We start from the raw sequence: 21,251 nt of genomic DNA, 5'->3' as shown, positions 1-21,251 counted from the left end.
ATGGCATCATGCCAGCATCCACATTTATCATGGTTTATATCCTGGAACGAAAGGACACCACCAACACGTAGTTTTTACCTTTTTGAGTTTTCGAATTTTCATCCTCCTACCTCCTTAAATAATGTCATTTTGTCATTCCATGGATATTTAGAATGAAATTCAACCCATGCAGGATAAACCTTCTTAAATTGTTCAACCAGCATTGGGTCAAATTGAGAACCCTTCCCTTCAATGACCCGGCTGTAGGCTTCCTCTACAGGCATAGCCGCCCGATAGGATCGGGAAGAAGTCATTGCATCAAAAGCATCTGCAATAGCGGTAACTCTAGCAAGTAATGGAATCGCTTCTCCCTTTAATTGATCAGGATAGCCTTTTCCATCCCAGCGCTCATGATGAGAACGAATAACACTAATAGTATCCTTTATTCCCTCGACATCTTTTACCGCCTCAGCACCAACAACAGGATGAGATTTGATGATTTCATATTCATCATTACTCAATTTTCCAGGCTTCATTAAAATTGAATCAGGAATGTGAACTTTACCTATATCATGTAATAAACAGGAATAATAAAATGATTTTTGTTCATCTCGTGAAAAACTGCCAGTTTCTTTAGCTAGTAACAGGGCATAGCTTGCCACACGTTCACTATGTCCCCTAGTATATGGATCTTTTAACTCTAAAGTTGCAATAACCCCTCTAACCATCCCCTGCAATTGGTTATCATAGGAAGTGCTTATTGAACGAACATAACCTTGAAAACGAACCAATAAAAAGAAAGACATTATTGAGAGAACAGCCACTAAAATGATTGGAATTAAGACATAGGAGTTATTTAATATAATGCCGATTAAGGCGTATTTTAAAGTAATTCCAAGGCTAACTAGCCAAAAATATTTTGTATTAATAAATAGAGGTAATGATAAAATCAAATATACCTCAACAATATTCCCAGTAAAATATGAATCTCCTCTACCGTAATACATAAGTATATCAACAATAAAAGTCGTAAATAAATAACTAACAAAGAATACATATTTAATTAATGATTGCTTGTTTTTACGAATTAAATAATATGATACAGGCAGTAATATTAAAATAACTATATAGGTAAGGTATAAATATTTATTAGGTACCCCAATATCTTTTTTTGCTATAAAGACAGGAAAAAGATAATAGTAAAAAAAATCATACCCTAACAAAATGATATAAAAAAACACTAGAAACCATTTTACAGTCTGTTTCTCTTCATGTGGTATCATAAAATCCTCCAAATTACCCATCTCATTTGGTTCAGTCCAAGCAAGATAGAATAAAAGAATCCGAATCTTTTGGCGGTTTGACAAAATCTATAAAAATTCTTTGTTCCTCTACATTATATCTTATTAGTTAAACCCTTGAAACATTTAATTTAGCTGATTTTTGTACAATTCGAGAACTAAACTTTAAAAATATTATTCTGGGATATTGGCAATCTGACTATAACTTTAGTCCCAGCTCCTAATATACTCTCAATTTTCAAACTGCCACCATGGCCTTCAATAATTTCCTTAGTAACAACTAACCCTAGACCTGTCCCATCTTTTTTGGTCGTATAAAATGCTTCGAAAATATGTTCAAGTTTGTCCACCTCGATACCGGGGCCTTCATCCTCAATCACTATTAATAACGACGATTCTTCTGTCATTTTCATTTGGATTTTTAATAAACCACCATCTGGCATGGCCTCAACCGCATTCTTTAACAAATTAATAAATACTTGCTTTAATTGTTTATCATCACAATCAATCAAAGGTATTGTAGCATCGGTCTCCATTTCCACGTTCACACCTTGAACCTCTGCCTGCTGACAAATTAATGAAACTGTATAATCAACAATTCCTTTCATATCGGCCTTTTTAAAATTAATTTCCCTTGGTTTTCCCAGGTACATAAGGTCATCTACAATAGAATTTATTCTCTCAATTTCCTGAATCATAATTGGATAAAAGCCACTGCTATTTGGATTCGATTCATGCTGTAATTGGGTAAACCCTTTTAGTGATGAGAGCGGGTTTCGAATTTCATGCCCTATCGCAGCTGCCATTTGGCCTATCACTGCAAGTTTTTCTTTTTTATTTAGTTCCTCATGAACAGATGTTAAAGACTTTATATATGAATAAAATCTAATTAAAATGATAAAGGCAATTGCCGATAAAATGATAATGACGAAAATGGGCGGTATGATATTAGTATCATGGAGTATTAGCCCTAATAGAACATACCTTCCAATCAATCCTAAAGTTACACTCCAATAGTATTCCTTATTAACAAACACTGGTGAAAAAAAGACAAACAAAAGCTCTACTATATTTCCTGAAGCAAACGTTAGATTAGTTCCATAATACTTCAAAATAAGATCTATGCTATCAATTAGGATGTAACCAAATAACAAAAGGTATTTGACAATATAAGGATTTCCCTTTTTTATAAATGAAACGGAGATTGGCAGAAGCAAAAATACTAATATATATAGCCAATAACCAAGTCCTCTACCAGGGAATTGAACCGCTCCGTAGTCTGTAAATCTTGGTAAAACAATATACCAAAAAAAATCATATGCAATAAAGAAGAAATAAAATAACCATAAAAATAACTTTATTGCCTTTTTTTCTTCATATATTAGCTTCGGACCTTTGCTACTTATTTCCATGAGTGTTCTCCTTAAAGTAGATACTATTCTAAAAATTCAAAATTCCATTCATTACTCATACTATTCTACCACTTTTTTAGAATAACATTATAAAATAAATGAAAAAACGATGATTTTCGACATTTTATTGGGAAAATTTAAAGGGGAGTCCCATTTGAGTGGAACTCCCCTTTAATTAGATGACCTTTTTCAATTGTCCAGATGAATTATTTAATGTCGAATGCTTTCGTCCATAGCCGAAGTAGACGAACAATCCAATTACCAGCCAAACACCAAAACTAATCCATGTTAATGCCGGCAGCTGTACCGCTAAATATCCGCAGAACAAGAATGCCAAAATCGGAATATACGGTACAAACGGGACTCTGAAGCCTGTTTTAGGCACTTGCTTGTTTTTTCGAAGATATAAAATCCCGACTGAAACTGTCATGAATGCGAACAAGGTTCCAATGTTTGTTAATTCAGCCAGTTTACTTAATGGAACAAATCCTGCAATAACAGACACCAATAAACAAATGATCCAAGAGTTCACAACCGGTGTTTGTTTCTTTTCATCTACCTTGGAAAACACTTTTGGCAGCAATCCGTCACGGCCGATTGCGTAGAATAGGCGGGATTGTCCGTAAAGTAAAACTAGAAGTACCGTTGTAATACCAGTGATTGCCCCAATTGAAATGAAACCGGCCACCCAATCCTGATGGATATAGGTTAAGGCGAATGCAACCGGGTTTTTCACCCCCAACAGATTATAAGGTACAATTCCCGTTAGGATAGCGGAAACAACAATATATAAAACCGTACAAACAAGCAATGAAGCAATAATTCCGATAGGCATATTGCGCTGCGGGTTTTTAACCTCCTCAGCAGCTGTCGATACAGCATCAAAGCCAATATATGCAAAGAAAATCGTAGCCGCTCCAGTCGCTACGCCGGAGAATCCGAATGGCATAAAAGGAGTCCAGTTAGCTGGCTTTACATACCATGCACCAACACCAATAAATAAAAGAACAACAACAAGCTTAATAATTACCATGATGTTATTTAAACGGGTAGATTTCTTTGCCCCCTGAGATAAAAGCAAAGTAAGTAAAAAGACGATGACGATTGCAGGAACGTCAACAAATGTCCCGTTTGCCGGGTCAAACGCACTTGTTATGGCTTTCGGAAAATGAATCCCAAACCCTGCAAGCAGCCCTTGAAAATAGCCTGACCAGCCGCTGGCAACCGCCGCTGATGCAAAGCCGTACTCGAGAATTAAATCCCAGCCTAAAATCCATGCGATCAATTCACCAAATGTCGCATAGCTGTAAGTATAGGCACTTCCGGAAACCGGTACATTTGAAGCAAATTCCGCATAACAGAGGGCTGCAAAAATGCAAGCTAAACCTGATAAAATAAAAGAAATAATGAGCGCTGGCCCAGCATGTTCCGCAGCAGCAACCCCTGTGACAACAAAAATTCCGGTCCCGATAATGGCCCCTATCCCAAGCATTGTTAAGTCAAAGGCACCCAGCTCCTTCCTTAAGGCGGCACCTTTTTTCTCTGATTCCTGAATCAGGTCCAGAACTGATTTCTTCCTAAATAAATCCATTTATTATTTAAACCTCCTCGGGTTCAATGTTCAAATTTTCCGAAAATATAAATAAAATTTATATCGGTATAATATAATCTTTTTACTGAAAAAGCAATATTTTTTTAAAAATAAAAAAACTGGTAATATTACACTGGGAATATACTGGTTTTGCATTGAATTAACATAAAATAAACCTTATTGAAATTCATCATTTTTCTCTATTTTGATATAGTTTATCCGAATGAAAAAAACAGATGACATCAAACGAAAGGATGTCACCTGTTTTTACATTATTTTAACTGCTGTCGGTTCTTCATTAATGATACTGCTAACTAACTCTTCCTTTTTACCTGCTGGAAGAACAATTGTTACAGTTGTTCCCAAACCTGTTTCACTTTGATAGAAAACCTTTCCTTTTATCGTTTCAATAATTCTTAAAGATACCGAAGTCCCCAGCCCCGTTCCCTTATCTTTGGTCGTATAAAACAATGTTCCAATCCTCGATAGTTGTTCGGGTGTCATTCCTTTTCCGTTATCAGTAATCAAAACGGAGGCATGGGTTTGATCGGACTTTGTATGTATCGTGACAATGCCTTCCTCTGAGGTCGCTTCAATCGCATTTTTCAAAAGATTTACAAGAGCCTGTTTTAACTGATTTCGATCTGTATAAAGGCAAAAATCGGATGTGTCCAATTCACTTTCTAGTTGTACACCCTGCTTTACAGCATAAGGTTCGAGCAGCGTGACTATTTCCTTCAATATGTCTTTTAAGGCGAATTCTTCTAGTTTTTCTAATTTCGGCTTGGCAAAATTCAAGTAATCACTGATAATCGCCTCAGCCCTTCCTAATTCACTTAAAACCAGCCCAAAATATTCATAATTCTTCCCTTTCTCATCCTGCTGCATCAATTGTAGAAATCCCTTTACCACTGTTAAAGGGTTGCGGACTTCATGGGCGATAGAAGCCGCCAGTTCACTTAATGTATTAAGCTTTTCTGCTTTCAGTATCTCTTCCTTCATTTTATCTTTCTCAATCAGCCCTTCATATAACTTTGCAGCAAGCATTAGGGAAGCGGTATAAATAAGAGCGAAAAGCAGTAAATCGGGAATGTTTATAAACAATTTGAAGGTATTTCCATTTAGATAATGATAAGTTAGAAGTGATAAATAGCATAGAATTAAAGACCAGACGCCCGATAATAAAGTGAACTGTACTCTTCGATTTGAAGAAGCATTCCAAAAGCGGGTTCGCAAAAGGTAAGGGACAATAGAAGTAAGCAGGCAGCCCACGATGGCGTAATGGACACTGCCACCACCCATCATAATGCGAGCTCCAATAATAGAGGCTATGACCATCCCGCCGCCAGCAGGTCCTGCATATAAAATGGCAAGAATAAGCGGAGCGTAGCGAAGATCCCAAATAAGGCCATAATTTGAATAACTAAAAATCATGCAGGCTATTGCTGCCAGACTGTGCATGAACCCACAGATGATTGGTGAATTCCACTCTTTCTTATAGTCAGTTAAAGCACTACAAAGCAGGACTGGTGCTAATACAATTAACAGTTGCAAAAGAAGCTTTTCCGCCAGCATCGTCATTCCCCCGAGGAATCAATTATATTATCCATTACAATACGACAAAAAACGGCACTTTCCTTCTTATGCTGAAAATTTTTTGGCAGGAAGTGTCGATGGCGGTTTTTCTTCTCCGGAAAACTTTTAAAAGACGTCAACGGCTGTTGCCGGTAAAGTTTCCATAGTATACATAGCATTTGCGATCCTCATCAATCTCCCTTGAGTCCATCGCAAATTCTAAAAACTTTTCTCCCCTTTTTATATAGATGAAATCTGAGTGAAGGGCAGCGAGCACTTCGTCGTGCTCCCAAATTTCTTTTTGATCGATTAAAATGCTCCCCTGTTCGGTTAGTTCCCTTGTTTCAAATCCAATATGCGAATGATATTTCTCCAGCGTGTCATTGCTGAACTCTTCTTTTTCAACATAAATGACTGCCGTTCCGTCTGGGTCAAGTGCAGTAGCGGTAACCTTGTACGTCTCATTGTTTTTTACAAAATATTCACAGGTCATTCGTGCGGCCGCTTCCGATTTGGAAATGTCGTAGTAGTGCCATAACGAAGGGTATTGCTGATTTTCTTCATCTAGCCGATATTCAAGCCTCAAATCAATCTCTCCTTTTTTCTTTTACTTTTCCATTGTTTTCCTTAAAATTCATTTTATAATAAAATTACAAATTGAAAAAGGAGAGTGAGAAGTTTGAAGAAAACTAGATTGCTTATCACGGGCGTTCTTACTTCTCTAATGGCCGGAACGATCGCTGGCTGTTCCGACGACCTGCCGCCCCAGCCGGATGACAGTAGCTGCCGGGACTGGGATTGGGATGATGAGCAAGGTGTCTGGCAATGTGACGACACAGGTTCTAGCCATTATGGACACTTTTTTTATGGCGGCAAATATTTCCGAAATAAATCTTCACTTCTAAAATCCTCCTCCTATAAGTCCTATCATTCCTCATCCAGCTTTAAAGGAGGCTTTGGCAGCGGAACGAAGGGCGGATTTGGAGGTTAGAATGGGGGATTATTCTACACGGCGCAGACAGTTTTATTCGCAATTCCCGTCGTTTTGGTCAGACTTATATGGCAGTGAATACAGTTTATTTCACACTTTCCCCATTTCAAGTACGACCTCTTTGCTGATTAGAGAAGCAACGGAGCGAATGGGCAGAGTCCTTTTTAAAACAGCAACACTTATGCGGAGCCTTCCAGATGAGCAGCTCTTGCAGCTTGGATACCCGCTTGAGAGCCTTCCATTTTTACGATTGAAAAATCTTTTTCCGGAATCGGTGATTTCCCGGTTTGATTTTGCTGTAACAGAAACGGGTGTGAAGTTGCTGGAATTCAACAGTGACACGCCGACCTTTATTGTGGAATGCTTCCACATCAACGGGAAGGTCGGCAAGGAATTTGGCTTAATCGACCCGAATCAGGGCGGGGAGCGGCTTCTTTCTTCAGGCATTACCAAAGCGGTATTAGAGGCTGCTGAGGGAAAAACCTCCCCTAATGTCGTTTTTACAGCCCATCAGGATCACATGGAAGATTGGCAGACCAGCGTTTATTTAAGCGAGCTTTGTCAGGTAAGAAATAAATTGGTTCCATTGGCTGACCTCCGGATTACAGATGGTGCTTTAGCGGATGCCGATGGGATCCCTATCGATGTACTATACCGGCAGACATACCCGCTTGAACATTTACTGGAGGACAGAGATCCAATCAGCGGCGCTCAAGTTGGTATTGAACTTCTACAGCTAGTAAAAGATGGAAAGCTGGCTGTGGTCAATCCTATTTCAGCTTTTTTGCTCCAGCCAAAATCGGTCCAATGCTTAATTTGGGGATTGGCAGAGCAAGGCGTTTTTTATTCTGAGGAAGAACTAGGCTGGATCAAGGAATATATGCTGCCGACCTATCTTGATCCGGATGCCTTTGTTGGCAAGGTACCCTATGTTGAAAAGCCGTCCTTTGGGCGGGAGGGGGACACAGTGACGATTTGGGATGCTCATGCTAGGGTTTATGAACAGAATGCATTTGCAACCTATAAGGATGAATTGTCAGTCTATCAATCTTATTGTTCGCTTCCGACTATAACGCTTGAAACAGAAAAGGGGCTGGAAGAGCTTTCCTATGTTATTGGATCCTTCCTCATCGCTGGAAAACCAAGTGCGATTGGAATCCGAGCTGGAGGAAAAATTACCGGCAATGAGTCTTACTTTTTGCCAGTTGGAGTAAAAAAGGGGGAATAATGGATCATGACGGATTTTTTATTATATTTGGCGGTTTCGCTTGGTTTGTTAATTGTTGGGCTTTTTCTCATGGAGGTCACAACCAAGGTTAAGGAATTTTCGTTAATAGCTAAAGGGAATAAGGCAGCGAGTTTTGTTCTTGGCGGCAGACTGCTGGGCCTCGCGATTGTGCTGTATTCTACGGCAGCTAATTCGGTTTCTTTGGCGGATATGGCCATTTGGGGCGGAATTGGTATTTTAGCGCAGATTATTGTATTTTATTTGGCAGAGTGGCTGACACCAAAGTTTAATGTTAATCAAAGCATCGAGGACGATAACCAGGCCGTTGGACTTTTTTTGATGTTTTTGTCGGTTTCTATCGGTGTGATCATCGCCGGATGTTTAACGTATTAGGTGAAAAAAAACGCATCTCCGCCGGGATGCGTTTTTTATATCTTTTGATAAGTTTTTTTGTCGCAAATAACAAACAGTCTCGCTTCTTTTGGGATAGGGTCGTGCCATTTTTTGAGGATGTTTAAGTCATCCCGATCGGCAATCAGTTGGGCTCCTTTATTTTTCAAGAATTCGTAGGCCTCGCCGTATGTTTTCCATTCCGGTTTTAATTCGACCTCCCAAAGGTCGCTCCCAGCGTCCCCATCCCTTCTGCTTAATAATTGTGTAAAAAGATGGCTCGTACCCTTGGTTTGGGCGGATTTGGCCATAAGGTTGGATACAGATTGGTGTGAAAGAATGAACTCGTCTACTTTTACATGGTTGAAATTACCGACATGCCTTTCATTTAATATTTCTGCGATGGTGTAAATATTACTTTCTGTTCCCTCATCATAGCGTTCGATGGAGGAAGCCGTTAGGAGTGTTTTCCCGTCAGCTAAATCGGGATTGGTGATGCCGTCAGGAGCAAACAGCAATACCGCTTTTGCTTTTTCGATTCTTGCCCTTTTGAGGGTCTCCTCATCGGTAGGGCTTCCTTGTATGTAGAGGAACCGTTCATGCTCATACGGTGTTTTCTCCAACTCTTCTATTAGTACAATTTCAGTTTTGGGCTCCGCTGCAAACAGCTCTTTAATCGTGTTTTTGCTTTTGGCTGTCCAGCCAACAATGACAAAATGATTTTCACCTTTGAAGGTCATCCTGCCTTCCTCCTTCATTTGCTTATACCTGGAAACACTGTCGATAATCATCCCGATGACGGTGCCGAAAAGCCCAATACCCAGCGTATAGACGATGACCATCGCCCAGGTCCGCCCCAACTGCGTCGTTGGGTAAATATCGCCGTATCCGACCGTTGTCATTGTGGTCAGAATCCACCAGACCGCGTGAAAGGTATTTTCAAAGGTTTTCGGCTCTAGCATTCTCATAATCTCTGCATTGATAAATATGTAAATGGTTGTGAAAAGGATGACGGTTCGATAGCGGTATTTGGATGCCGTTAGAAATAATCTTCGGAAGAAGATCATGAAGGGACACCTCCTTTGCATGAATTTGTTTTTAAGTTTTATAACGACCTAGGACTCCTGTTTTTATCCAGTTCAGGTGTTATGAACCCTCCATAACGACCGAATACTCCATTTTTCATCCGGTTCGGGCGTTATAAACCTTTCATAGCGACCAAAGACTCCGCTTTTCATCCGGTTCGGGCGTTATAAACCTTGCATAACGACAGAAGCAGTGATACTTTCATTTAATTCAGGAGTTATGCCTGCCTCCACCACCAAATCGAATTTAAAATAACGGATTCGATTGCACCGGGATCCATATTTCTGTTTGTTCAAGCTGTCCGGCTAGAGCATACAATAAATCTTCCCGTCCCCGGGCGGCCATGAATTGTACTCCGACCGGCAGTCCATCCGGGGTGAGATGCACCGGAACTGTCATCGCTGGCTGACCGGTTAAATTGGCAAGCTGTGTGAAAGGAGTTCTCTTCAGATTATTTTCCGCTACCTGTTCGACCGTGCCGACCTTCTTCAAAATACCGCTCAAGGATAGCTTCCCTGCAGCAGTCATCGCCAGTTTCTCTGAACTGGTTGGCTCAAGTTCTCCGATTTTTGCCGGAGGGAAAGCGGTCGTTGGCGTCATAAAGAAGTCGTATGTTTCATGAAATGTTTCCATTGCAATGGCCGCATTATCCCATTCGCGAATACTTAAAACTATTTCTTCAGCAGATGTGGCCTTTCCAACTAATCCTAAAATCCAAGTAGGCAGCTCCACATCGCTCATCTTCGCTTTCCGGCCAAGGACATCTTCTAGAGATGCCAATGTCGCAGCAACTTCCCCGAAATACATCGTTAAATAGCTTTTTGCAATTTTCCTGCCATCCACAGGCGCATCCATTTCGACCACATTATGACCCATTGATTCCAGCAGCCTGGCTGTTTTATAGACTGCCTCCTGACATTCCTTGTGGACCTCCGCCCCTAAGGGAGACTGAATCGAAAAAGCAATCGTTAATTTCTCTGCCGTTCCGCCTTGTACCTGTTGAAAGTAGGAGCCATCAAATGGCGGGGCATGAAAGGCAGCCGCTTTTTCGTAAATCTTAATTTCATCAAGCATCGCCGCACTATCTCTTACCGTTCTTGAGAGGATATGATCAACAGAAGCCCCCTGCCAGAGCCGGCCGTAAACAGGGCCGACCGGCGTCCTGCCTCTTGTTGGCTTCATTCCAAACAGCCCGCAATAAGAACCCGGAATCCGAATCGACCCGCCGCCATCATTTGCGCCAGCAATCGGTACCATCCCGGTTGCAACCGCCACTGCCGAACCGCCGCTCGAACCGCCTGGTGTATGCCCTAGATTCCATGGATTTCGGGTAGGACCATAATACTTTGGCTCGGTAATGCCCATTAAGGCGAATTCCGGTACATTAGTCTGCCCGACAAATATGGCGCCCGTCTTACGTACTTGCTTTACATAGGTGGAGTCTGATTTTGCCCGGTAGCCCTGATACGCCTTAGAACCAGCCGTAATCTTCTCCCCTTCCACTTCTTGAGCAATATCCTTTAACAGCATTGGCACACCTGCAAAGGTCCTCTCTAAATCAACATTTACCAACTGTTTTTCAGCTTTTTCGTAAAATTTATTAATCACAGCGTTAAGCTTTGGGTTATGTTCCTCAATAGCTTTGATGGCTTCCGAAAACACCTCGGTCGGTTTCACTTCTTTCTTTTTTATCAACTCCGCCAATCCAAGTCCGTCATAATTCTTATAATGAAAGCCCTCCATCTGGTCCCCCCCTTTTTAAATAAATACTTCTATTTACTATTCAAATAATCCTTTTTAAAGAAATGTTTAAAAAAAGCGGTAACCGCGAAGTCATTTTTACATTATCTATTGACAAACTTCAACTAATCATGTATTATTAATTTTCTTGCTTTTCATTTGTATAACTTGAAATAAATAGAAGATACACAATGTAAGAATTTTTCTGGCTTTTCACTCGTGTTTTTTTTGGAAAGACTTATTCACACTGGAACGGCCTCGGAGCCGTAAGGATGTTAGAGAGGTAGGGCTGGCATCGTTTAGGTTTATAAAACCTACTGGTGGAAATTGTACCGCGGCATATTTAATTAAGAAATATTTAAATTTTTACATGAAGGCAGCATAATGAACTTGCAGCAATTCAAGTTACGATAAATCCTAAAATAAGGAAAGCATTAGAAGGCAGGGGAGCTATTCCTCTGCCTTCGTCCAATTTTCGGGAAACTATTGGATCACTATTGCTTGTTTGCCCATTTGCTCCCAGGCATTGATGAAGTTTTCTCGGTCCAATTTTTTGTTCTTTGTACCGTATGGGTCATTGACATAAATGTAGGACTGGTCATAACCAGTAATCACCACGCTGTGTTCACTGAAGGTGATGTCGATTTTTCCGTCTGGGGTATTCCAGGTTTGAAATACGTTTACCGGAGCAAAGCCTGTTGTCGTGATAATCCAAACTGGATGTCCTTGGTTTACTTTTTTCAACAGGTCTGTAAATGGACTGCCCGTTAAATTTATGGCACGTTCCCCAGCATATTTTTGGGCAAGCTCGTAAACGGGACCATTGTACACCCCAAGTCCCGGCCCATGTGCCATATCTCCAACAAATCCGGTATTTGGATTTCCTTTAAGACCATTGCTATAGGTAAACGGGACTGTTTTGATATTTTCAGCAAGCTCGTTTTTTGTCACTTTGATTCCATGATATTGCATTACCATCGCAAGGCTTGTCACTTCACAGCCATTATAGAGCAGCGGCTTATCCATTTGATTAATCAACGGGACATCAAGCAGTTTGCTCTCAGGTAAAATAGGAGTATCTTTTTGAAGCGCTATCTGGCGTGTTTTTAGAGGCGGAGCTTCCAAAACCGATTCTATTGCCGATCTTATTGCTTGGACCCCAATAATGGTTTTTGTACCAAAAAGAGTCGCTAAGATAACAATAAGCACAATAATCGTTTTCTTCATATTTGATAAATACCTTTCCTGTTAACAATTAAATATAGTACTAATATACTAATATATTACTATACCAAACATTAAAAGAACCTAAAAGAGGAAAAGTTTCCAAATGATATCCAGAGGCTGTTCCAGGTATAAAGATGAAAGAACAAGAACAGCCCCTTAGAAAGAATTTATATTTTTAACTTTCTTTCATTGATTTTCCGAATTACTTGATTGATCACTTCTGAGAAAACTAACCCAAAGGCGATCGTTCCCGCAAGCATCAAAACCTGAGCAGCAGAACCAAGTGCAGTGTTATAATTCTCTTCCACAAAATTTCTCATGGCATTATAAGCGAGTCCCCCTGGAACTAATGGAATAATTCCCGCAACACTAAAAATAATCACAGGGGTTTTGTATAATTTTGCCAACTCCTGGCTTAGCACAGCTATAAAGACCGTCGCCAGTAATGTTCCTAAAACAGGATCATCATAATATCCTTCTACAAGATAATAAACCAGCCAGCCTCCTGCACCAATCAACCCGCATTTCACCAAGGTATTCCTCGGTGCATTAAAAAGGATGCCAAATGCCCCTGTTGCAATAAAGCTGGTTATGACCTGAGCTAAAATATCCACTTTTCCAAGACCTCACTCACAAGAATTTCAGTATTACCGCAATTCCAGCCCCAATGGCAAAGGCTGTCAGAAACGCTTCGGCACCTTTTGACAGTCCAGAAACAAGGTGGCCTGCCATTAAGTCTCTAATGGCGTTGGTTACTAATAGACCGGGTACTAACGGCATGACCGATCCAATAATGATTTTATCCAGCTGATGGCCCACCCCGACGATTACAAAAAGCAAAGAAAGCAGCCCAATCACAAATGCCGCCAAAAACTCGGAGAAAAACTTGATCGGTACAAAGCGATGGAAATAAACAAAGCTTAAATATCCCGCACCTCCGGCAATCATTGAAGGCAAAAAATCATTCCATTCACCCTTAAACATAATCATAAAACAGCCGCTTGCTAAGGAGGCTGCCGCGACCTGCATCCTAAATGGGAAGGAAAGGTCCTTGGCTTCAATTTCCTTTAGCTGTTTCATCGCCTCTTTACTATCCAGATCACCGCTTGATATTTTTCGTGAAATACTATTCACGATAGCAACCTTCTCTAGATCTGTCGAACGCTCTGAGATTCTAATCAACTTGGTTTTTGTCGGTTCCGCCCCTTCGGCGGAAAAAATAATGCCCGTTGGCGTAACATAGCTATGTGACTTTTCAATCCCGAACGAGGCTGCCATCCGCATCATCGTATCTTCCACCCGATACGTCTCCCCGCCGCTCTGCAGCATAATTTTCCCCGCCAGAAGACAAACCTCCATAATTTCATACGTTCGTTCTGCTTCATTTTTCATCTATATCTCACCACGTCAATTTCAACATTTGATAAATAGTTTAATTCAAAAACCTGTTATAAGGCAATTTCTAGTCAGTTTATCAAAATTTCGGGAAATTTGTCAAAATTCACAAAAAATTCGCTTGAATTCAGAAAATAATAAAATATAATAATATTATTCTAAATAGGAAAGGTGTGAATTTTTGTGAAAGCGTTTAAATCCATTATTATCTGGGGAGTCATTGCCGCCCTCGGTGCAGCAGGTTTTGCCGTGATGGCCTTAAACAGGGGTGAAAGCATCAGTGCGATTTGGCTGTTAACAGCCGCTGTCTGCGTATATGCCATTGCTTACCGATTTTACAGCAAGTTTATCGCAGAAAAAGTCTTTCAGTTAAACGATAAAAGGAAAACCCCTGCCGAAATTCATAACGACGGAAAAGATTTTGTTCCGACAAACAAATGGGTTTTATTTGGCCACCATTTCGCCGCTATTGCCGGTGCAGGACCATTAGTTGGTCCCATTCTCGCAGCTCAAATGGGATATTTGCCTGGAACACTTTGGATTGTCGTTGGTGTTGTTTTGGCTGGTGCTGTTCAGGATTTTGTTATTCTTTTCGCTTCCATGCGCCGCAACGGTAAATCACTCGGAGAGATGATTAAAGAAGAGATGGGCAAGGTTACAGGCGTCATTGCGATGATCGGGATTTTAGGAATCATGGTTATTTTATTAGCAGTTTTAGCCCTTGTCGTCGTAAAAGCACTTGTAGGAAGCCCGTGGGGAATGTTCACGATTGCAGCAACGATTCCGATTGCGATATTAATGGGAATTTACATGCGCTTCATCCGCCCTGGCCGCGTTGGCGAAGCATCCATTATCGGTATTGTTTTACTTTTACTTGCCTTAGTTTTTGGACAGACAGTTGCCGAAACCCCAACTTTAGCAGCCATGTTCACGTTCAAAGGCGAAGCGATTGCCATTATGATGATTATTTATGGCTTTATTGCATCTGTGCTGCCTGTTTGGCTGCTGCTCGCACCACGCGATTACTTAAGTACGTTCTTAAAAGTGGGTACCATTATGGGACTTGCCATCGGTATTGTCGTAGTTGCTCCACACCTAGAAATGCCTGGTGTAACGAATTTTATTGATGGTACGGGTCCAGTATTTGCAGGAAACCTCTTCCCGTTCTTATTCATAACTATTGCCTGCGGTTCTGTTTCCGGTTTCCATGCTCTCGTTTCATCCGGTACAACACCTAAAATGATTGAAACAGAATCTCATGCCCGCCCAATCGGCTATGGTGCGATGCTGACAGAATCGTTTGTCGCCGTCATGGCAATGATCGCTGCCTGCGTGCTGCATCCCGGTGTGTATTTTGCGATTAACAGCCCTGCTGCCTTAATCGGAACGGACGTTACCCAAGCTGCTTCTGTTGTATCCAGCTGGGGCTTTACGGTCACTCCTCAAGATTTAGCGAATTATGCCAAGGATGTAGGGGAAGCTTCGATTCTCTCCAGAACCGGCGGTGCCCCAACCCTAGCGATTGGTATGGCGGTTATTTTCTCAAAAGTTATTGGCGGAAAGGCGTTAATGGCATTCTGGTACCATTTTGCGATTCTTTTCGAAGCGTTGTTCATCTTAACAACTATTGACGCCGGTACTCGTGTCGGCCGCTTTATGATCCAGGATATTTTAGGAACCGTTTATAAGCCATTTGCGAAAACTGACGCGCTGGTTCCAAACCTTATTGCAACCGCATTATGCGTTCTATTCTGGGGTTACTTCCTGTATCAAGGCGTTATTGACCCGCTTGGCGGTATTAATACACTATGGCCGCTTTTCGGTATAGCCAACCAAATGCTGGCTGGAATCGCCCTGCTCTTTGGAACTACGATTCTCTTTAAAATGGGCAAAAAAGCGTATGCCTGGGTTACCTTGGTGCCAACCGCTTGGCTATTAATTGTTACCCTAACAGCAGGCTGGCAAAAGCTATTCCATGAAAATCCTAAAATCGGCTTCCTTGCTCATGCCAAAATTTTCAAAGAAGCGAATGATGCCGGCAAGGTTCTTGCACCAGCGACTTCTCCAGCACAAATGAATCAGGTACTGATCAATGATTACGTGGATGCCACACTAACGGGTATTTTCATGGTTGTTGTCATTTTGGTATTAATCGCAGCCATTCGAATTTGGCTTCAGGTTTTAAACGGCAAAAAATTAACGGTACACGAAGAACCATTTATTCCGCGTACCGAAGGGGATTTGAAGAAATATGCTTAATCGCTTGAGAAAGCTCAACGCCTACCGTAAGCAGTTTATTAGTTTACTGGTTGGAGTTCCAAGCTATGAAATATATGTAGCTCATATGGAATCGCACCATCCTGGCGAGCCTATTAAAACACGGAAAGAATTCTTCTGTGAGGCCCAGGATGCGCGTTACAATGCTAAGGACGGTAAAGTTTCACGCTGCTGTTAAAACAGAAAAGACAGCCTAAGACCCTAGGACGGGTTTTAGGCTGTTTTTTATTAATTGGCTGCAGGTGATTTCGCCATTTGGACAATCCGCTTATTTTTTCTTTCTCTAAAAATCAATCCAGTTAATACACAAAGGAATACAAACGGAATACTTGTTTTATAAAGCTCTGCGAAACTAGCCGAGATTCTTTTTTCAGCAAAATCTCCTACTTGTTTGGAATAGCCTTTAGCCAAAATACCTGTTTTAACAATTTCCTCATCCACTTGCTTTTCCACTTGCTTATAAATTTGATCTTTGGCCGCGCTTCTTTGGTTTTCAGGAATAGAGGCTAATACTTTTGCAGCGTTGTCATCAATAATTTGCTGGCGCTCCGCTTTTGTGATGAAGTCTGAATCAGCTTTCTTCGTTTGTTTTTGATTGTTGATCGATTTTTTTGTTTCCGATAAAATCTGGGCTTTAACGGTTTCCGGCACATTCAGTTTTTCAAGTTTTTGCTGTGCATAATGCATAACATCCTGTTTTTTATCATGAATATTGTTCGTCAACCCGGCCACAAAAATTGCTACAGCTAAAACAACTCCCACCTGACGCAGCATCGAAAAAACACTCTGAGATGCCGTCAGCATTTCCCCTTCAAACGAAGACGTGCTGGCAATTGTTGCGGAAGAAATCACGAAGCTAAATCCCAGCCCGAGCAAACTGCAAAGCAGTATAATCTCCTTTGATGTGCTGTGAAGATTTAAGTTATGCAATAAATAATATGCCGTTCCCATAATGGCAAAGCCAATCATGACAGGAATCGTGTAGCCAATTTTTTTTGTTAGCAACCCTGCAAAGTTGGAAAATACAAAGATGGCGGCGGATACAGGTGTGACGAGGAGTGCGGCTTGGAGCTCTGTCTTGTGCTGGAAGTTGGTTAAAAACTGTGGAAGCAGGACCATGACACCAATAAGGAAGATGAACCCTGTAGTCACAATCACAACTGAACCTGTAAATAAACGGTCTCTAAAAAGATTTAAATTAACCATCGGCGCTTTTGATTTTTTCTCTGTAATAATAAAAAGTACAATGGATGCGGCTGTTAAAAGATAACAAATAATCGCCTGGCTGCTGTCCCAGCCCCAATTGTTCCCTTTGATTAGGACTAGATTTAGCGGGAATATGGCAGAAACCGAGAAGATTAGGCCGAACCAATCGATGGATGATTTTACTCTGTTTTCGTTTTTTAACGTTAAGATCATAAGAGAAGCGGCTATAGCAAGTAAACAAATCGGTACATTGACATAAAAGACCCAGTGCCAGCTAAGCTTTTCCGTGATAATCCCGCCGACTGTGGGACCGAGAGCAGTTGATAATCCTTGTGTTGCCCCAAGAAGCGTCAATGGCAGCACCCTTTTTTCAATCGGCATCGCAGCAATCCCAATCACCATGCTACAAGGAATTAGGATAGCGGCCCCCAAGCTTTGGATGAACCTTGCGGCAATTAAGAATTCTCCGCTGTATGCCAGGCCGCATAAAGCCGAGCCAAATCCGAAAATAAACAACCCGACAATAAAAAATTTATTTCGTCCAAACATTTCAGCAAACCTTGCCAACGGAATCGCTAAAACCGCAATCGTCATCGTGTATACATTCAGCATCCACGAGCTCGTTTCCAGCGATGTATGCAGACTGTCCTGGATTGCCGGCAGCGTAATATTCATAATCGTTGAATCAAGCATACAAACAAATACCCCTACGCACATTAACAGTACTACCTTCATTCCGCCCGTCCCTTTCATGCTATTGCTCCCCTTTATTATTCAACTTTTTTAATTCTTCATCAATCATGTTCACAACCATTTCTGCCTGGCGAATCCCAAACTGAAGTGTGAACCGCTTGTAGCGCTCCATGTCTGAACCGCACATTTTATCGATTCTGGTAAGATTGTCATACATCGCCTGGTTCTTTTCACGTTCCTCCTCAAGCCACTTGATGATCTTTTCCTTGGTGGTAAACCGCCCGAAAAAAATACGGATTAGGATATCTGATCTTGTCACAGTTGGGTTTATTGGACTGTTAAGGTATTGCTGGAATTGTTCCCGGCCTGCATCAGTAATCGCAAATAAGTTCTTGTTTGGCTTCCCTTCCTGCTGAATGACCTGTTTTTCCACCAGTCCCTCTTTTTCCATTTTTCTTAATGCTGGGTAGATAGCCCCGAACGATGCATCAAAAAAGTATGAAACGGAATTTTCCATCATTTGCTTTATATCGTAGCCGCTCATTGGCTCCTCATATAGAAAACCTAGAATGACATCTTGCATGTTCATATATTGTTCACCTCAATATTATTTATGTTTATATTATCAATGTTAATATATATGATGTCAATATAAAAACTGGATATTATTTCATATTTTTTAAAAAAATCAGCTATATAAAATTTAAAAAGCCAATCGATATCCTAATCGATTGGCTCCCTTCAAGGGCTGCATTAATTGCGCTATATTTAATTTAGGTCTAGCGGCCGCAGCTTTTCTTCTATCTCTTTTCGGCGTGGCTCTAAAAATGGCGGTAATGCCAGCTTTTGACCCATTGTTTCCATTGGTTCGTCTGTTGCAAAGCCTGGCTCATCGGTTGATAATTCAAACAAAATGCCATTTGGCTCTCTGAAATATAATGCTTTAAAATAATAACGTTCTACTTTTCCTGAGTTCGGCAAACGATAATCCTTCAAACGTTGTGCCCATTGATTGTATTCTTCTTCATTTGGAACACGGAAAGCAACATGATGAACTCCCCCACGGCCTAATCGAGCTTTTGGCAAATCGGGCCTTCTTTCAATATGCACTTCTGCGCCACTGCCCCCTTCACCTGTTGCATAAACCAATATTTCAGGAAAATCCCCTTCAAGTGATGGGTATGATCCCACATATTGAAATCCCATAACTTCAGTAAGCACACCAATGGTAGGTTCTGCCATTCCGACAGTGAGGGTAACAGGTCCTAAACCTATTATGGCATGTTCTTTTGGAATATCTTCCCGTACCCAAGGAACCCCCGGCCTAACACCTTCTTCACCGTTGTCGGCGACCAGTATTAAACGTGTCCCATCGAAATCTTTGAAGGCTAATGTATCACGATTTGCTCTTTTTTCAATATCAGCATGTTGAACACCAGCCTGATTCAATCGGTCCTTCCAAAACCACAAAGATTCGGTAGTTGGCACCCTTAAGGATACAGTGGAAATATCTGAAGTTCCTCTATATGAACTTCCAAGATTAGGAATGTCAAAGAAGGTCACCTCCGTGCCGGGATTTCCTTCTGCATCTGCATAGAAGAGATGATATGACGATGTTTCATCTTGGTTTACTGTTTTCTTTACCAATCTCATTCCTAAGATTTTTGTATAAAACTCATAATTTCTTTCTGCTTTTCCGGTCAAAATCGATACATGATGTAACCCTAAAAGTTTCATTTCTTCCACTCCTTACATTCTTATTTTTTCAAAATCGTTTAGAATAAATGTAATTATCTCGAATTCGAGATATTATTTAAAAAATAACCTTCAATTACCCTAAACAGGATATCTTGAAGTTGAGATAATAGTAACCCTTTTACATTTATATGTCAATAGACTTTCTATTAGCGACTAAATGAAAACAAACTCCCACTTGGTTTACGAAAGCGAGAGTTTTTGTTCCTACCGACATAACTCCAGACCATCCATTCCTGTGGCTTTGTCGCTAAAATCTACTCCCCAATATTGTTCTCAAACCATTCCTGCAACTCTTGTAATGAGGTAAAAGAGAAGATTTCTTCTCCATTCTGACCATTATCAAAACCGGTGTTTCCCCTTAAGGTAATCTTCCCTTCATCCTCTGAAATCAGAATCGCATAGGGATGATTCACATTTATGTACCTGGCATCCAAATCATTATCAATCCAGTTCTTACTTCGTAAAAAAGTTTCACAATGGTTCACTAATCATCACTCCTTCACTATATTGTTCCAAAAATGCAAAAAAAAGAGACAAAAAAATTGTCTCCATTAAAGATTTTTTCCGATAAATTCTAATGTTTTTTCGATAATTACCTGCTGGTCGTTATCAAGTGTGGCCACATGGTAGCTGTCTTTCAACCGATGAAGTTCTTTAACCTCTGAGCGAATGTCATCATAAATGATTTGCGAGTTATCCGGCGGGACGACATGGTCTTCATCAGAAACAAAAATTAATACCGGGCAGGAAATTTTGTGAAGGTCTGCTTTTACCTCATCCATAAAGGTCAAGATTTCCTTCACAGATTGAACCGGTGTTTTTTCATAGGCAAGTTCCACGACACCCGGCTTCTTAATATCTGAACCGATCGCATCTAAATAACGCACATCTTCTAATTGGCGGACTGGTAACATGGCCGGAATATCAACAGCTGCATTAATAGGGATAATCGCGCGAATATCTGGATGGGTTTCAGCCATATACAAGGTTAATGTTCCGCCCATTGATAAACCAGTCACAAAAATCGTGTCACAGCGTTCCTGCAGCCACTGGTAAGCTTCCTCTACCGAAGTAATCCAATCTTGATATGTAGTTTGCTCCATATCTTCATAATGTGTTCCGTGCCCTTTTAAGCGCGGCCCGCAAACCGTGTAGCCTGCTTTGGCATAAGCCTCCCCAAGCGGGCGCATGCTTTGGGTGGACCCCGTAAAACCATGTGAGACCAAGATACCGACACGATTTCCTTCAAAATAAAACGGTTCAGCACCTTCTAGAACTGGATATTTTTCAGACATGAACTTCCCTCCCGTAATAATTTGCATATACGTTTAAAATATTCGCTGCAAACACCTTTTTCCCTTTCTTTTTTAAAACTATCTAATAATCTCTTTATGTATGTTTA

20 protein-coding genes are annotated in these 21,251 nt (G+C 40.9%); 5 read left to right on the top strand and 15 right to left on the bottom strand.

The window, feature by feature from the left end; genetic code table 11:
* Window positions 1–98 precede the first annotated feature (98 nt).
* From V5M37_RS05400 to V5M37_RS05380, 5 genes are all read right to left on the bottom strand, one after another.
* Window positions 99–1,262 carry an HD-GYP domain-containing protein gene (locus tag V5M37_RS05400; RefSeq protein WP_423801114.1) on the bottom strand — a complete coding sequence of 388 codons (1,164 nt, stop codon included), beginning with the start codon at window positions 1,260–1,262 and terminating at the stop codon, window positions 99–101.
* 176 nt (window positions 1,263–1,438) lie between these two features.
* A complete protein-coding gene (locus V5M37_RS05395; protein ID WP_423801113.1) occupies window positions 1,439–2,692 on the bottom strand; it encodes an ATP-binding protein in 1,254 nt (417 codons plus the stop codon).
* A 175-nt stretch (window positions 2,693–2,867) separates the two neighbouring features.
* Window positions 2,868–4,283: an amino acid permease gene (locus tag V5M37_RS05390; protein ID WP_423801112.1), complete on the bottom strand. Its 1,416-nt coding sequence runs from the start codon at window positions 4,281–4,283 to the stop codon at window positions 2,868–2,870.
* Window positions 4,284–4,550: 267 nt separating this feature from the next.
* Window positions 4,551–5,858 carry an ATP-binding protein gene (locus V5M37_RS05385; protein ID WP_423801111.1) on the bottom strand — a complete coding sequence of 436 codons (1,308 nt, stop codon included), beginning with the start codon at window positions 5,856–5,858 and terminating at the stop codon, window positions 4,551–4,553.
* 136 nt (window positions 5,859–5,994) lie between these two features.
* Window positions 5,995–6,444: a hypothetical protein gene (locus V5M37_RS05380; RefSeq protein ID WP_423801110.1), complete on the bottom strand. Its 450-nt coding sequence runs from the start codon at window positions 6,442–6,444 to the stop codon at window positions 5,995–5,997.
* A 93-nt stretch (window positions 6,445–6,537) separates the two neighbouring features.
* Between V5M37_RS05380 and V5M37_RS05375 the strand changes: the two genes are divergently transcribed.
* Genes V5M37_RS05375 through V5M37_RS05365 form a run of 3 tightly spaced genes read left to right on the top strand, consistent with a single transcriptional unit; the run spans window position 6,538 to window position 8,470 of the window.
* Window positions 6,538–6,849 carry a hypothetical protein gene (locus V5M37_RS05375; RefSeq protein WP_423801109.1) on the top strand — a complete coding sequence of 104 codons (312 nt, stop codon included), beginning with the start codon at window positions 6,538–6,540 and terminating at the stop codon, window positions 6,847–6,849.
* Between the two features lies 1 nt (window position 6,850).
* Window positions 6,851–8,077, top strand: coding sequence for a glutathionylspermidine synthase family protein (locus V5M37_RS05370; RefSeq protein WP_423801108.1), 1,227 nt, complete (start codon window positions 6,851–6,853; stop codon window positions 8,075–8,077).
* Between the two features lie 6 nt (window positions 8,078–8,083).
* Window positions 8,084–8,470 carry a DUF350 domain-containing protein gene (locus tag V5M37_RS05365; RefSeq protein WP_423801107.1) on the top strand — a complete coding sequence of 129 codons (387 nt, stop codon included), beginning with the start codon at window positions 8,084–8,086 and terminating at the stop codon, window positions 8,468–8,470.
* Between the two features lie 35 nt (window positions 8,471–8,505).
* Here V5M37_RS05365 and V5M37_RS05360 read toward each other — a convergent pair whose 3' ends face one another.
* The 5 genes from V5M37_RS05360 to V5M37_RS05340 form a co-directional block, all read right to left on the bottom strand.
* Window positions 8,506–9,534: an ion channel gene (locus V5M37_RS05360; RefSeq protein WP_423801106.1), complete on the bottom strand. Its 1,029-nt coding sequence runs from the start codon at window positions 9,532–9,534 to the stop codon at window positions 8,506–8,508.
* Between the two features lie 265 nt (window positions 9,535–9,799).
* Window positions 9,800–11,296, bottom strand: a complete 1,497-nt coding sequence (locus V5M37_RS05355) for an amidase (protein WP_423801105.1) — start codon at window positions 11,294–11,296, stop codon at window positions 9,800–9,802.
* A 480-nt stretch (window positions 11,297–11,776) separates the two neighbouring features.
* Window positions 11,777–12,520, bottom strand: coding sequence for a C39 family peptidase (locus V5M37_RS05350; protein ID WP_423801104.1), 744 nt, complete (start codon window positions 12,518–12,520; stop codon window positions 11,777–11,779).
* 167 nt (window positions 12,521–12,687) lie between these two features.
* Complete coding sequence (locus V5M37_RS05345; RefSeq protein WP_378587250.1) at window positions 12,688–13,134, bottom strand: threonine/serine exporter family protein; 447 nt, start codon at window positions 13,132–13,134, stop codon at window positions 12,688–12,690.
* Window positions 13,135–13,150: 16 nt separating this feature from the next.
* On the bottom strand, window positions 13,151–13,912 hold the full coding sequence (locus tag V5M37_RS05340; RefSeq protein ID WP_423801103.1) for a threonine/serine exporter family protein: 762 nt from the start codon (window positions 13,910–13,912) through the stop codon (window positions 13,151–13,153).
* A 186-nt stretch (window positions 13,913–14,098) separates the two neighbouring features.
* Between V5M37_RS05340 and V5M37_RS05335 the strand changes: the two genes are divergently transcribed.
* Both V5M37_RS05335 and V5M37_RS05330 read left to right on the top strand, forming a co-directional pair.
* The gene (locus V5M37_RS05335) at window positions 14,099–16,174 is read left to right on the top strand and encodes a carbon starvation CstA family protein (RefSeq protein ID WP_423801102.1); all 2,076 of its coding nucleotides are present in this window, start codon (window positions 14,099–14,101) and stop codon (window positions 16,172–16,174) included.
* Entirely contained in the window at window positions 16,167–16,370 is a 204-nt protein-coding gene (locus V5M37_RS05330) for a YbdD/YjiX family protein (RefSeq protein WP_423801101.1), read from the top strand. Before V5M37_RS05335 ends, V5M37_RS05330 begins: the two co-directional genes overlap by 8 nt.
* A 50-nt stretch (window positions 16,371–16,420) precedes the next feature.
* On the opposite strand, the gene V5M37_RS05325 is transcribed toward V5M37_RS05330, so the two are convergent.
* From V5M37_RS05325 to V5M37_RS05305, 5 genes are all read right to left on the bottom strand, one after another.
* On the bottom strand, window positions 16,421–18,151 hold the full coding sequence (locus V5M37_RS05325; protein WP_423801100.1) for an MFS transporter: 1,731 nt from the start codon (window positions 18,149–18,151) through the stop codon (window positions 16,421–16,423).
* Between the two features lies 1 nt (window position 18,152).
* Window positions 18,153–18,680 carry a PadR family transcriptional regulator gene (locus tag V5M37_RS05320; protein ID WP_423801099.1) on the bottom strand — a complete coding sequence of 176 codons (528 nt, stop codon included), beginning with the start codon at window positions 18,678–18,680 and terminating at the stop codon, window positions 18,153–18,155.
* A 179-nt stretch (window positions 18,681–18,859) separates the two neighbouring features.
* Complete coding sequence (locus V5M37_RS05315; protein WP_423801098.1) at window positions 18,860–19,828, bottom strand: ring-cleaving dioxygenase; 969 nt, start codon at window positions 19,826–19,828, stop codon at window positions 18,860–18,862.
* A 275-nt stretch (window positions 19,829–20,103) separates the two neighbouring features.
* Window positions 20,104–20,334 carry a hypothetical protein gene (locus V5M37_RS05310; RefSeq protein ID WP_423801097.1) on the bottom strand — a complete coding sequence of 77 codons (231 nt, stop codon included), beginning with the start codon at window positions 20,332–20,334 and terminating at the stop codon, window positions 20,104–20,106.
* Between the two features lie 66 nt (window positions 20,335–20,400).
* On the bottom strand, window positions 20,401–21,144 hold the full coding sequence (locus V5M37_RS05305; protein ID WP_423801096.1) for an alpha/beta hydrolase: 744 nt from the start codon (window positions 21,142–21,144) through the stop codon (window positions 20,401–20,403).
* Between the last annotated feature and the right edge of the window lie 107 nt (window positions 21,145–21,251).

Origin of the sequence: Neobacillus sp. SAB-20_R2A (genome assembly GCF_049568635.1) — a bacterium.
GTDB classification, from domain to species: Bacteria; Bacillota; Bacilli; order Bacillales; family Cytobacillaceae; genus Neobacillus; species Neobacillus citreus.
This window is presented reverse-complemented; position numbering and strand designations above follow the sequence as displayed.